The sequence below is a fragment of the Vibrio sp. 10N.261.46.E11 genome, from assembly GCF_041472735.1.
In the GTDB taxonomy this organism is placed as follows: domain Bacteria; phylum Pseudomonadota; class Gammaproteobacteria; order Enterobacterales; family Vibrionaceae; genus Vibrio.
The window spans coordinates 230,970-243,420 of the sequence record NZ_JBFRQW010000002.1 but is presented as its reverse complement, the minus strand read 5'-3'; the positions used below and the strand labels follow the sequence as shown (position 1 = coordinate 243,420).

The 12,451-nt window shown below is 45.5% G+C and carries 10 protein-coding genes; 6 read left to right on the top strand and 4 right to left on the bottom strand.

The features are described from left to right. Positions 1-8: 8 nt before the first annotated feature. Positions 9-1,580 (bottom strand): maltose ABC transporter permease MalF, encoded by a 1,572-nt coding sequence (gene malF / locus AB4407_RS01460; RefSeq protein WP_372117895.1) that lies wholly within the window; start codon positions 1,578-1,580, stop codon positions 9-11. A 78-nt stretch (positions 1,581-1,658) separates the two neighbouring features. Continuing rightward, positions 1,659-2,843: a maltose/maltodextrin ABC transporter substrate-binding protein MalE gene (gene malE / locus AB4407_RS01455; RefSeq protein ID WP_017096230.1), complete on the bottom strand. Its 1,185-nt coding sequence runs from the start codon at positions 2,841-2,843 to the stop codon at positions 1,659-1,661. A 662-nt stretch (positions 2,844-3,505) separates the two neighbouring features. Here malE and malK point away from each other — a divergent pair. Continuing rightward, positions 3,506-4,624 (top strand): maltose/maltodextrin ABC transporter ATP-binding protein MalK, encoded by a 1,119-nt coding sequence (gene malK, locus AB4407_RS01450; protein ID WP_372117892.1) that lies wholly within the window; start codon positions 3,506-3,508, stop codon positions 4,622-4,624. A gap of 317 nt (positions 4,625-4,941) precedes the next feature. Here the strand turns inward: malK and AB4407_RS01445 are convergent, their stop codons facing one another. Both AB4407_RS01445 and AB4407_RS01440 read right to left on the bottom strand, forming a co-directional pair. Further along, a complete protein-coding gene (locus AB4407_RS01445; protein WP_009845810.1) occupies positions 4,942-5,142 on the bottom strand; it encodes a chromosome segregation ATPase in 201 nt (66 codons plus the stop codon). A 209-nt stretch (positions 5,143-5,351) separates the two neighbouring features. Then, positions 5,352-7,268 (bottom strand): methyl-accepting chemotaxis protein, encoded by a 1,917-nt coding sequence (locus AB4407_RS01440; RefSeq protein WP_372117890.1) that lies wholly within the window; start codon positions 7,266-7,268, stop codon positions 5,352-5,354. A gap of 409 nt (positions 7,269-7,677) precedes the next feature. On the opposite strand from AB4407_RS01440, the gene AB4407_RS01435 reads away from it, so the two are divergent. From AB4407_RS01435 to AB4407_RS01415, 5 genes are all read left to right on the top strand, one after another. Continuing rightward, a complete protein-coding gene (locus tag AB4407_RS01435; protein ID WP_372117887.1) occupies positions 7,678-8,634 on the top strand; it encodes an AAA family ATPase in 957 nt (318 codons plus the stop codon). A 10-nt stretch (positions 8,635-8,644) separates the two neighbouring features. Continuing rightward, on the top strand, positions 8,645-9,571 hold the full coding sequence (locus AB4407_RS01430) for a DUF58 domain-containing protein (protein ID WP_372117884.1): 927 nt from the start codon (positions 8,645-8,647) through the stop codon (positions 9,569-9,571). Next, the gene (locus AB4407_RS01425; protein WP_372117881.1) at positions 9,568-10,053 is read left to right on the top strand and encodes a DUF4381 domain-containing protein; all 486 of its coding nucleotides are present in this window, start codon (positions 9,568-9,570) and stop codon (positions 10,051-10,053) included. The genes AB4407_RS01430 and AB4407_RS01425 overlap by 4 nt, the downstream gene beginning before the upstream one ends. After that, positions 10,046-11,038, top strand: coding sequence for a VWA domain-containing protein (locus AB4407_RS01420; RefSeq protein WP_372117878.1), 993 nt, complete (start codon positions 10,046-10,048; stop codon positions 11,036-11,038). The genes AB4407_RS01425 and AB4407_RS01420 overlap by 8 nt, the downstream gene beginning before the upstream one ends. After that, positions 11,031-12,451 (top strand): VWA domain-containing protein (locus AB4407_RS01415; protein ID WP_372117876.1); only part of this gene is annotated, 1,421 nt, incomplete at its 3' end. The genes AB4407_RS01420 and AB4407_RS01415, both read left to right, overlap by 8 nt.

The following is a 12,451-nucleotide window of genomic DNA, read 5'->3' as shown; positions in this document are numbered from 1 at the left end:
CGTGCTCCTTAATCTTGAGACAGTTTAGTGAAACGAAGGTTTAGTAACGCTAGTGCACCAACCAATAGGAAGATAAGCGTTGCGATTGCACTTGCTAGACCAAAGTCTTGACCGCCGCCGCCCTCGAATGCAATTCGGTACGTGTAGCTTACAAGCAAGTCTGTGTAACCCGCTGGCTCAGAAGTGCCAATCATGTTCGGGCCACCGTTCGTCAATAGTTGAATCATGACAAAGTTATTGAAGTTAAAGGCAAACGCTGCAATCAATAGCGGTGTTAACGGCTTAATCATCAATGGAAAAGTGATTCGCTTAAAGTTATCAAGGAAGTTAGCACCATCGATGGCTGACGCTTCGTACAAATCTTCAGGAATCGCTTTTAGTAGACCCATACATAGAATCATCATGTAAGGGAAGCCTAGCCAAGTATTAACAATCAACACCATGGTTTTCGCTAAGATCGGGTCAGAGAACCAATTCGGGCTTAAACCAAAGATACTCTCAAGTACCATGTTGATCTCACCAAAGCTCTGGTTGAATAAGCCCTTAAAGATAAGAATCGAAATAAACGCAGGTACGGCGTAAGGCAAAATTAGTAAGACACGGTACACAGCACGGCCTTTCAGCTCTTCCCACTGCACAACGTTTGCCAGAACCAAACCAATTGCAAGTGTGAATGCAACGGTACAAATGGAGAATACAACCGTCCAAACAAAGATACTGATAAACGGTTCTTTAATGCCGTCATCTTTCCAAACACGTTCAAAGTTAGCCGTACCAATGTCAACAACAAATCCTGGAGAAATGGTGTTACCGATAAACTCACCTTTCTCGTCGACCGGTTGGTAGAAACCCACTTCCATGTTTGGTTTCAAGGTCTCGCCAGATTCATTGTTGTATAGCGTTTCCCCGTCATCTTGAAGGGTATAAAGCGGTGCAACAGCAGCAAATTTACGCAAGCCACTCATACGGATGTCATCACCATTTGGTAGATGGAAATCGACACCACTGATCACAGAGCGATTTTGGATGATCGCTTTGATCTTCTCTTTTTCACCTTGTACAGAGTCAATTACAGATAGGTCCATCTCTGTTGATGTCATGCCTTCCAGAGAAAATACATCCGTTGCTAACAGCTGGTCGCCATCTTTCACAACGATCTGGTGACCATTATCTGTTTTGTACAAAGTGAATGGGTAGCTTTCACCGCTTTGGAATGAACGGTCTAAAAGAACGGTTTGAGTACGCTCTAGAGAGAGCTGGTTTTTTGCGCTGTAGTTAGTAAACGCAAGCCCTACGGTGTATGCCAGTGGGAAAAGAATGAATAAGATCATTCCGGCAATACCTGGGTAAATATAACGGTGGGCGTAAGTTTTCTTACTACCAAAAATGTAAAGAGCCAAAGCCGTTAAAATCACAGTAAGCAGCGCAAATGCGAGCTCACCGCGAGAATACATTAAAATTGTAGCGTAGCCATTAATTAAGCCAACACTACCAAGCAACCCCCATTTGATGAAGACGCTTTTACTGCCTGGAAGGCTTGATGGTGCCGGGATCGCATCTGAACCTTGAACTGACTGCATAGAGGAACCTGCTAACGAGATATAAAAATAGAAAAGTAAGGAGAGGTTGCCCCCTCCTTAAAAGGTAGTGCTTGGTTGTTACTTAGTCATTCGAGCTTCAGCACCTTTTAGTGCTTGCTCTACTGATTGACGGCTATCAACTACGTTGCCAATAGCTTCTTCCATGCTGTACCAGAATGTTGTGAACTGAGGGATGTTAGGCATGATTTCGCCGTTCATCGCGTTATCCATTGTTGCTGCAATACGAGTGTCGCTGTCTAGTTGACGCTGGAAAGAGTTAAGAGCAACAGCACCTAGTGGCTTGTCGTCGTTTAAGCTCTTCATACCTTCATCAGTAAGTAGGTAGTTTTCCATAAACTCAACGGCTAGATCACGGTTTGGAGAAGCGGTGCTGATACCACCAGCCCATACACCAACGAATGGCTTAGACGCTTTACCGTTGAACTTAGGCAATGTTGCTACGCCGTAATCTACGCCAGCTTTCTCGATGTTTGCCCAGCCCCAAGGACCGTTAATTGTCATTGCAACGTTACCTGCTACGAATTCAGACTCAGCAACTGAGTAATCCATATCCGCAGAAATAACTTTGTCCTTTACCATCTTCTCAATGAAACCTAGAGACTTCTGAACACCGTCAGTCGCTACGCCTGCATCTTTAATGTCGTAACCTTCCGCTGTTTGCTTGAACGCGTAACCGCCGTCAGCTGCAAGTAGAGGCCATGTGAAGTAAGCGCCACCACGTAGAGGCCACATGATTGCTTTCTTGCCATCTTTTTGAAGCTTAGCGTTAAGTGCAGGGATCTCTTCCCAAGACTTAGGTGGGTTAGGAACAAGTGCTTTGTTGTAGATAAGAGAAACTGACTCAACTGCGACTGGGTAAGCGATTGTTTTACCTTCGTAAGAAACAGCATCCCATGCGAAGTCTACGATACCTTCTTTCGTTTCCTTAGAAGGTTTGATATCAACAAGAAGACCCGCTTCTGCAAAACCACCAAAACGGTCGTGTGCGTAGAAAATCATATCTGGGCCATCGCCAGCTGCTGCAACCTGAGAGAATTTCTCTTCTAGTTTGTCAGGGAAAGCGACGGTTACTTTGACACCAGTATCTTCTTCAAAGCGTTTACCTACTTCAGCCATTCCTTCATAAGCTTTGTCGCCACCAACCCAAATAGTTAGTTGACCTTCTTCGATAGCAGCGTTTGCACCAAAAGAACCCAGAGCAACGATTGTGCCTAGAGCTACAGCGCTTAGAGCGTTTTTCATGTCAATATCCTTTTTATATTTATACGTAGGGCGCATTCAATTAAGACGAGCCAGTTTTCGGAGGCTATGATCTGAGAAAATCAATGACAGCTCATCATCCTAGCCACTACGCCCTCGCTATTATGGCCTAATTTCGTGATCGTCATCCGGTAAGATTGGCGAGCGAAGTCACAAAGTAGATACTCATCGTGATCCACATCACCGTTACACGGTGGATTTATTTGAACTGGATCGCCAATTATAGATCACCCCCTTTATCTACTCCTCCCCTCCTACTCCCCCTCGTTAATTTTCTATTAGGAGGATGTACCATTACGCGAATTCACCGAAACTGCATTCATCCAAGAGTGGATAGTAAGAACCCTTTACCAGTGGATGTATGCGTTGACGCATTCTTCATTTAACTGGCTTCACTGCTCGCTGGTGTCTTAATTAGCATCGAGCTAAATCTGTGATTGAATCACGGGGGAGATTTAGCTCGGCGTGGGGGAATTAGGCACGAGTTTGGCTATGACGGGTGGGCTTGATTGAAAAGCCAAGCCCCACCCACTTTTTTCTTACTCACTCAATACTTACCAATTCCTACAGTTACTGCTGACCCAAAAATTCCTTATAATGATAAGCAGTAAAACTTAAAATTTGATCGATCGAGGACTAGCTAGATGGCGAGTGTCACGTTAAAAAACGTTTATAAATCATATGGTGATGTACAGATTTCTAAGGACGTAACCTTAGACATCAACGAAGGTGAATTCGTAGTATTCGTTGGACCATCAGGTTGTGGTAAATCGACGCTATTGCGCTGTATCGCGGGTCTAGAAGATATTACGTCTGGTGATTTGTACATTGGTGACCAACGCATGAACGATGTTGAGCCATCAAAACGTGGTGTGGGTATGGTATTCCAATCTTACGCGCTCTACCCTCACCTAAATCTTTACGACAACATGTCTTTTGGTCTTAAACTGGCAAACGCCGATAAAGCTGAAATTGACAAGCGTGTAGAACATGCTGCAGAAATCCTTCAGCTTGGTCACCTTCTTGAGCGCCAACCTAAAGCATTGTCTGGCGGTCAACGTCAACGTGTTGCTATCGGTCGTACTCTGGTTTCTCAACCAAACGTATTCCTACTTGATGAGCCTCTGTCGAACCTAGATGCAGCACTGCGTGTTCAAATGCGTTCACAAATCACTAAGCTACAGCGTCAACTGGGCTGTACCATGATTTATGTAACACACGACCAAGTTGAAGCGATGACAATGGCGGATAAAATCGTTGTACTTGATGGTGGTTTTGTTTCTCAAGTGGGTAAACCTCTTGATCTTTACCACTATCCTCAAAACCGTTTCGTTGCTGGCTTTATTGGCTCACCAAAAATGAACTTTATGTCGGTTCACATCGAACAAGTTGAAGCAGAACGCGTATTGGTACAACTTTCAAACGGCATGACTTTCTGGATCCCGGTTGATGGTACGACCGTGAATGTTGGCGACCGTATGTCATTGGGTGTTCGTCCTGAGCATTTGTTGTCTGCTGAAACTGGCGATGCAACCATTGAAGGCGACGTGATGATCGTTGAGAAGCTAGGTAACGAAACTCAAGTTTATCTAAACCTTGAAAGTGCCGATGCAGACGTAATCTACCGTCAACCAGACACACTAACGATTGAACCAGGTGACAAACTGTCGATCGGTATTCCGGCGCACCGTTGTCACCTATTCCACAGCAATGGCAAAGCATGCCGCCGCTTGTATAAAGAATACGGTACCGATGGTGCTTAGGATTTAAATCCTTTAGTACTGATCTAAAGCCTGCATTTAAATGGTGAAACTTGGCCATACCGAATCCCTCTTACCTTGTAAGGGGGATTTCTCATTTTCTGACAACGAGTTTTACTTTCATAAAATAGATCGCGCTTTGTCTGTTGTCTGTTGTCTGTTGTCTGTTGTCTGTTGTCTGTTGTCTGTTGTCTGTTCAGTATAAAAACAAAAAAGGCCTAGCGAATGCTAGACCTTTATCTGTTTGAGCTAAAAGCCATCCTATCTAAACAATAAAGATACAGGCTTGCTCAACTTTAATACCAATCGTAGTAAATAACTTAGTGAATTGGCGTATCACTTGTTTTATTGAACTGGCCAAAATGCTGTTCTAACACTTCAGGTGTTAGTTTGCCTTCCGCTTCTAATCGCTTAAATTCAGCAACGATCGCTTTTTGCTCTTCAAGTGATGGAAGTTTCACTTCAGGCTCATCGCCCATCTCTTGAGTCATCTGCTCTAGTTCTTTTTCAAAATCGCTCATGATACTTACCTAAATATTAAACCTAGCGAGATTTTACTCATTTACGCTCTATGATGCTAGGGCGATTAGGTGCAAAGCCCGAAACCAGATCAAGTGAACGTCAGCTTAAATGCAAAGCTGCGACCTTGATGACGATGTCAGACGTAAAAAAACCGGATTCACGTATAATGAATCCGGCTCCAATGTAAGTGCTGCAAGTTTATTCGCTATTAAAGCTTAAACGAGCCAACCATCTTATCTAGGCGAGAAGAAAGCTGTTGAAGCTCTTGGCTCGCTTCAGCTAGCTGCTCAGCGGTTCCAGTCGTCACTTCGTTAATCGCGTTGATTTCTTCAATATTCTGGTTGATGGTGTGAACTACGGTTGATTGCTCTTCCGTTGCCGTTGCCACTTGAGTGTTACGGTCAGTGATATCAACGATACGGTCTGAAATACCACCCAGTACGTCCACCGCTTCGTCCGACGCAGATACACCTTCAAGTGTAATCACTTTACCTGCACTCATAGCCGTTACGGCATCTTTAGCATCACTTTGCAGTTGGTTGATCATCTTCTGAATCTCTTCCGTAGAATCTGCAGTACGGCTTGCTAGGTTACGCACCTCATCAGCCACAACTGCAAAACCACGACCTTGTTCACCTGCACGCGCAGCTTCAATAGCAGCGTTCAGAGCAAGTAGGTTGGTTTGTTCAGAGATGTCACGAATTACACCCAAAATAGAGCCAATATCTTGAGTCGTTGAAGCTAGCTGCTCTACCACTTGACCTGTACTTTCGATGTCCTGCGCTAAACGACTGATCGCGTCTTTTGCTTTATTTACCACAGATCGGCCTACTTCAGTATTACCTGAAGCCTGTGTTGCCGTTTCCGCTGCGGTTGCCGCATTCGATGCAATCTCACTGATTGTCATACCCATTTCGTTAATAGCAGCGACTACTTGAAGCGTTTGATCGCGTTGTTCTTGGCTATTGTCGTGAGTGATGTGTGCTTTATTAGAAACACTCTCAGCGGCGACTTGAAGGGCTTGGCTTGTAGAGAAAACCTCTTTCATCGACTCGTGAATCTTTTCAATAAACCCGTTAAAACCCGCTGAAAGCTGTGCAATTTCATCATTGCCTTTCACTTCGATACGTTGAGCAAGGTCACCGTCACCTTCGCCAAGGTCACCGAATCGCTTAGCCAGAAGCTTAATCGGTTGAGTGATACTGTTTGCTAGCACTACGCCCATCAGAATAAAGATTAACGCTACAACAGCGGTCATGATCAGCATCTGTTTAGCCGTTGCATCAAGCTCAGCAAAAACTTCGCTCGTAGGTACTTCACCAACAACGAACCAATCCATTGACGGCACATACAAACTCGCGACAAACAGTTCTTGTCCTTGGTGCTCGGTTGTAATCAAATTAAACCCTGACTTGCTTAACAACTGACTAGATTGAGGACCGTAAAGTTGTTGAAGTGATGAGTCACTGAGCGAGCGTTCGCGGTGAATTTGCACATCACCTTGGCTATTCGTTAAGAAGACAAAACCGGTATCTTCGATCTTAAAACTATTAAGTAGACTTACCATGTCACCCATCGATTTCGATAAGCCAGACATCGCTAAACCAGAAGGCTGTTGGTAGTTCGCGAACATTTTCACTTCACCTGTCGCTTCTTGGAACATACTAACCATTGTTTTTTGACCAGATTGCGTAAAGCCAAAGAACCAACCATCCTGCTGTTGATTGAGTTGACGCAAGAAGCCATCTTGGTTCCAGTAGTAGGCCGTTTGACGGTTCGCTACTGAGGCATCATTTAGCTGATATTGATTACGAACATTGTTCAGTTGTTTTACCAACTTTGCCTCTAACTCAGCATCGCGATCGGTCGATTCGATAGCGTCAGAAATAAATTCATTCGAAGCAATTTGTTCTGCAGCTAACAATAACTGAGAGACTTCACGGTCAATTTCACCGTTGATTCGCTCTAACATTCCCGGAAGCTCAATATCGACTAATCGATGACTCAAAACATCTCTTGCTTGCTTTTGTGCCATCGCACCGACAATCACCGTAGATGCAAGAACCGCGAAGGTAATTCCAAGTACCACTTTTTGTTTAATACTCAGAGAGTTAGTTTTCAACATATTTGGACCTTTAAAAAGAATCGCTCGTTATTTATATGCCCGGAACAGGCTTTTTTGGGGTGCACTGAAACCAGCAATGCACTCTCTCAACCATGTATCGGCTAGACGCCATCAAACTAGAGAGGTATTTCGCAAAAACTTGCAAGCACGGTGAAACGACAAAACTATTTATTCTTTAGAGGAAACAATTAGGTTCCACGAAACTCGCCTAACGACAGACCTGAAGCTTTGATATATAAAAAACGATTGGTATGGTACAAACTATTGTTTGGTGGTTTTTCTCTTTAACCACTTGTAAATAATTCCAATTTTGAAAAAATAAATTCCGCAAACGTACTGGAACTTTTTCCTAGTAATCAGTGACAAATACTCAAAATAAAAATCGAATGGATACCCAGAGAGTCCAAAAATGCACAAAACAAATTTCGAAGTCCTTCAAAACTATCTAGAGTCTCAAATCATTGGTCAAAAAGAGCTCGTTAAGCAGCTGATGATCGCCCTTTTGGCTGATGGTCACATCCTAGTTGAAGGGCCTCCCGGGCTAGCAAAAACCCGAGCAGTAAAGTCACTGGCTGACTGTGTCGAGGGAGACTTCCACCGCATTCAATTTACGCCTGACCTACTGCCTGCAGACTTAACGGGTACCGATATCTTCCGACCAGAGACCGGAGAGTTCACTTTCCAATCTGGCCCGATTTTTAACTCGCTTATTCTAGCGGATGAGATCAACCGTGCTCCGGCGAAAGTACAAGCGGCAATGCTGGAAGCGATGGCTGAAAAACAAGTCACTGCAGGTCGAAAAACCTATGCGCTACCGGATCTGTTTTTAGTAATGGCAACACAAAACCCGATTGAGCAAGAAGGCACTTACCCACTGCCAGAAGCCCAGTTAGACCGTTTCTTACTTCATCTAGAAGTTGAATATCCAGATATGGAAAGTGAACTTGAGATCCTTCGACTCAACCGCGGAGAAGCTCAAGGCAACGAATCGGTTCAGCCACAAGAGATATCTCAGCAAACGATCTTTGAAGCACGCCAAGAAGTACTCAATATTCACATGGCAGATACCATTGAGCAGTACATCATCAGACTGGTAATGGCGACTCGCCAACCTAAGCAGTACAGCGACCAACTTAATCAATGGCTAGATATGGGGGTTAGCCCACGTGCAACGATTGCCCTAGACCGCTGCGCTCGTGCACACGCTTGGCTTGCTGGCCGCGACTATGTCACACCACAAGACGTTCAAGCGATGGCATTCCCTGTACTGCGTCACCGCCTACTTCGTAGCTACCACGCACAAGCCGAAGGGGTCACTGCAAACCAAGTGATCGCACACCTTATCTCGTTGGTTGGTAGCGCATAGGAATACGCGCATGAATAATCAATTACCCAACCATAGTGACGGTGTCACGTTAAATTTAGACGAACTGCTGCAATACAAAGCGCAGTCTGTTCGCTGGTTGCCTCCAGCGAAGAGCCTTTGGTCGCAACTTAACGGCCAGCACGAGAGTAATCGTAAAGGTCGCGGGATGAATTTCTCTGAGGTTCGTCAATATCAGGCGGGCGACGATATCCGCAGCATTGATTGGCGCGTCACGGCGAGAACCGGAAAGGCGCATACCAAACTGTTTTCTGAAGAAAGAGAACAGCCTGTGATTTTGTTCTTGGACCTATCAAGCAGCATGATTTTCGGCTCAACCTTGTTGCTTAAATCGGTTCAACTCGCACACTTTGCCAGCCAACTGTGCTGGTTAACCGTCGCTCAAAAAGACCGTATTGGTGCAGTAATAGATACTGGCCAAGAGATCATTGAGATTAAACCCAGTGCTAGCAACCATGCTCCGCTGCGTATTTTACAAAAAGTCATAGAAATCAATAACGCAGCGCTGATTGAACACAACAATCATAGTGACACGACCTTAGAGCATGGACTGAAATCTCTACACCAACTTTGCCCGAAAGGGAGCGATATTATTATGCTCAGTGACTTTGTGCGTTACCAAGAAAGTGATTACTCACTTATTAGTCAAATTCGCAGACACAACAGAGTACGTCTGGTGCATTTTTACGACCCGCTAGAGCAAGGTCAAACGACCTATAAAGGCTCGAAACAAGTCACTGATGGCGGTAAAACACAGTGGTTCAACTTCTCCTCTAATAAAGAGAAGGCAAAGCTTAACCATGCCTTCTCGGCCAAGCAGCAACAGCTACAACAGATGGGGTTATCTCTCGCGATACCCTATAGCTCACTGTCGAGTGCACAGCCACTGATGAGCCAGATATCGGGAGTTCAGTCATGAAGCAACTCTTAGATTTAAGTCCGGTTATTGCGCCTGACGCACCAACATGGTGGCCTTTGGCGTGGGGTTGGTGGGCATTGATTATCACTGCCATTGCTCTGATCGCCATAGTATTTTTCATTATAAAACGCCGACAAAAGAACCAATACGCGAAGAACGAAGCACTTGCTTGCTTTCGTAATAATCAGCCTTCAAATGCCTTGTCTGCGAGCGAAGCTCAAGACATCCTTCGTCAAGCTGCATTGAGTTACTTCCCACGCGACAAAGTGGCAGGTCTAACTGGTGATAATTGGTTGGCGTTCTTAGATGCGCAATTGGCAAAACCGTTGTTCGCCGCAAAACAATCGCAATGGCAACAAGCGCTCTATCAAGATGCAGCCTTAATGAGCGACGAACAGAAAAAGGCTCAACAGCAATTGGTTAATGACTGCGAAACCTGGCTTCGCAAAGCCCTTCCTCCAAAGCGAGGTCGCTATGACTAACTTTTTAAACGCGAGCTTACTAAACATCGAGTTCGTTTGGTGGTGGATGTTTTTCCTCGCGCCACTACCGCTTCTCGTTTACTTGTTCTCGCCAAGGTCAGAATCAAGCAGTGCCATAAGGCTTCCCTTTCTACCCGAGGACGGCAATACCAAGACACCGAGCACTCGCTTACCAAAAACCTTGTCAGCCGTTATCTGGCTTTTATTGGTGACGGCAATGGCACGTCCCGTTTGGTACGGCGAACCGGTTGAGTTTCAGCCCAAACACCGAGACTTGATGTTAGTTGTCGACCTCTCCGGCTCGATGAGCCAAGAAGACATGCAGTTCAATGGCGAATACATCGACCGCTTATCAGCAGTAAAACATGTATTGAGTGAGTTTATAGAAGAGCGCAAAGGCGACCGAGTCGGATTGGTGCTATTTGCTGATCATGCCTACTTGCAGACGCCACTGACGTTAGACAGAGACACTCTTTCACAACAACTCAATCAGGCTGTGTTAAAGCTTATCGGTACTCAAACTGCGATCGGTGATGGTATCGGCCTTGCCACCAAAACCTTTGTCGATAGCGATGCCCCTCAGCGTGTAATGATTCTACTTAGTGACGGCAGCAATACCGCAGGCGTATTAGATCCACTTGAAGCTGCCGATATTGCTAAAAAGTACAACGCGACGATTTACACCGTGGGTGTCGGTGCGGGTGAAATGATGGTCAAAGAGTTCTTCATGACTCGTAAGGTCAATACTGCTCAAGACTTGGATGAGCGCACCCTAATGGAAATTGCCAAACGCACTGGCGGTCAGTACTTCCGTGCGCGTGACAGCAAAGAGCTGGCAACGATTTACGACACCATCAACCAGTTAGAACCCGTGACGAACGCCACAAAGATCTGGCGACCACAACAAGAGTGGTTTGTCTGGCCACTGTCGGCGGCAATGTTCTTCGCATTTATGCTGTTAGCCATTAGGAGAAACAATGTCTAACTTTACTTTTATCTACCCATATTGGTTCTTGGCGCTTGGCGCGTTGCCCGCGATTTGGTGGCTTAGCAAGAGACAATCCAAGCAAGGGCTATTGGCGTCACACATCGCCCGTTATCTGGCTCCTGAATCGAGTAAACCCTCGAAAAACCGCAGCACTTATTTCGGTGTTTGGTGGTTGATCGGTGTCATCGCGTTGGCTGGACCAAGCTTTGAAAAAAATGAACAACCGAGCTTTGAAAAAACGCAGGCGCGAGTTGTAATGATGGACATGTCGATGTCTCTATATGCTACCGATATAAAACCAAATCGCCTGACTCAAGCGCGATACAAGGCTCTGGATCTGCTTTCGTTATGGAAAGAAGGCCTAACAGGAATGGTGGCATACGCCGGAGATGCTTACACCATCAGTCCGCTAACGTCAGACATCAACACCATCAAGAACCTCGTACCCAACCTATCACCAGATATTATGCCCTTCCAAGGCGGCAATGCAGCATCGGCAGTTAAGCTCGCGATTGAGATGATGACTCGCGCTCATATCTACCAAGGCGATCTAGTATTGATTGCTGATGATATTGATGCTCAAGAGAAGAAAGAGATTGATTCCCTACTCTCAGGCAACGATTGGACATTGTCGATTCTAGCAGTAGGGACAGAAAGCGGTGCGCCGATCTCGTTACCTACAGGTTCGATGCTGCAAACCGCCTCAGGACAAACCGTGGTGGCAAAAACCAACTTACAGAACATGCGCGAGCTTGCACACAGCTATGGCGGCACATTCACTGAATTGCAATTGGATAACTCAGACGTTGAACACATCGCAAGTTACCTCGACCGAGTTGCCACAACATCAGAAGTGACTAAAACCAATAACTCACTCAACACCAGAGTGAACAGCGGTTTCTGGTTATTGCCGTTTCTGTTACTTCCTGCACTTGGGCTATTTCGAAAAGGTGTTATTTGGTGCGGGTTAGCTGTGCTTGTATCGTTCAGCCAGCCGAATACTGCGTTTGCGAATCCTTGGAAAACCGATGATCAGGTGGGTTATCAGTTATATCAAGATGAGGACTTTCAACAAGCCGCAGAACAGTTCGAACAGCAAGAATGGAAAGGCATTGCGCAATACAAAGCCGGTGATTTCGAAGCGGCCGAACAGACGCTACAAAGCCTTTCCGGCGAAGATGCTCGCTACAACCTCGCCAATGCACAAGCAAAGCAAGGTAAGTACGACCAAGCGATAAAAGAGTATCAACGCATTCTCGAAAGCAACCCTGAACATGCTTATGCGAAGAAGAACCTAGAGATTGTCGAACAAGCTCAGAAGCAACAGCAACAGCAACAGCAACAGCAACAGCAAGGCGATTCTGAGTCCAAAGGTCAAAAAGACCAAGACCAGCAAGGTCAGCAAGGTCA

What these genes read in the sequence shown, in the direction of transcription:
- AB4407_RS01425 (WP_372117881.1), top strand. Translation starts at nt 9,568, where the DNA reads ATGAAGCAACTCTTAGATTTAAGTCCGGTTATTGCGCCTGACGCACCA.
- AB4407_RS01440 (WP_372117890.1), bottom strand. Translation starts at nt 7,268, where the DNA reads ATGTTGAAAACTAACTCTCTGAGTATTAAACAAAAAGTGGTACTTGGA.
- malK (WP_372117892.1), top strand. Translation starts at nt 3,506, where the DNA reads ATGGCGAGTGTCACGTTAAAAAACGTTTATAAATCATATGGTGATGTA.
- malF (WP_372117895.1), bottom strand. Translation starts at nt 1,580, where the DNA reads ATGCAGTCAGTTCAAGGTTCAGATGCGATCCCGGCACCATCAAGCCTT.
- AB4407_RS01420 (WP_372117878.1), top strand. Translation starts at nt 10,046, where the DNA reads ATGACTAACTTTTTAAACGCGAGCTTACTAAACATCGAGTTCGTTTGG.
- AB4407_RS01430 (WP_372117884.1), top strand. Translation starts at nt 8,645, where the DNA reads ATGAATAATCAATTACCCAACCATAGTGACGGTGTCACGTTAAATTTA.
- malE (WP_017096230.1), bottom strand. Translation starts at nt 2,843, where the DNA reads ATGAAAAACGCTCTAAGCGCTGTAGCTCTAGGCACAATCGTTGCTCTG.
- AB4407_RS01435 (WP_372117887.1), top strand. Translation starts at nt 7,678, where the DNA reads ATGCACAAAACAAATTTCGAAGTCCTTCAAAACTATCTAGAGTCTCAA.
- AB4407_RS01445 (WP_009845810.1), bottom strand. Translation starts at nt 5,142, where the DNA reads ATGAGCGATTTTGAAAAAGAACTAGAGCAGATGACTCAAGAGATGGGC.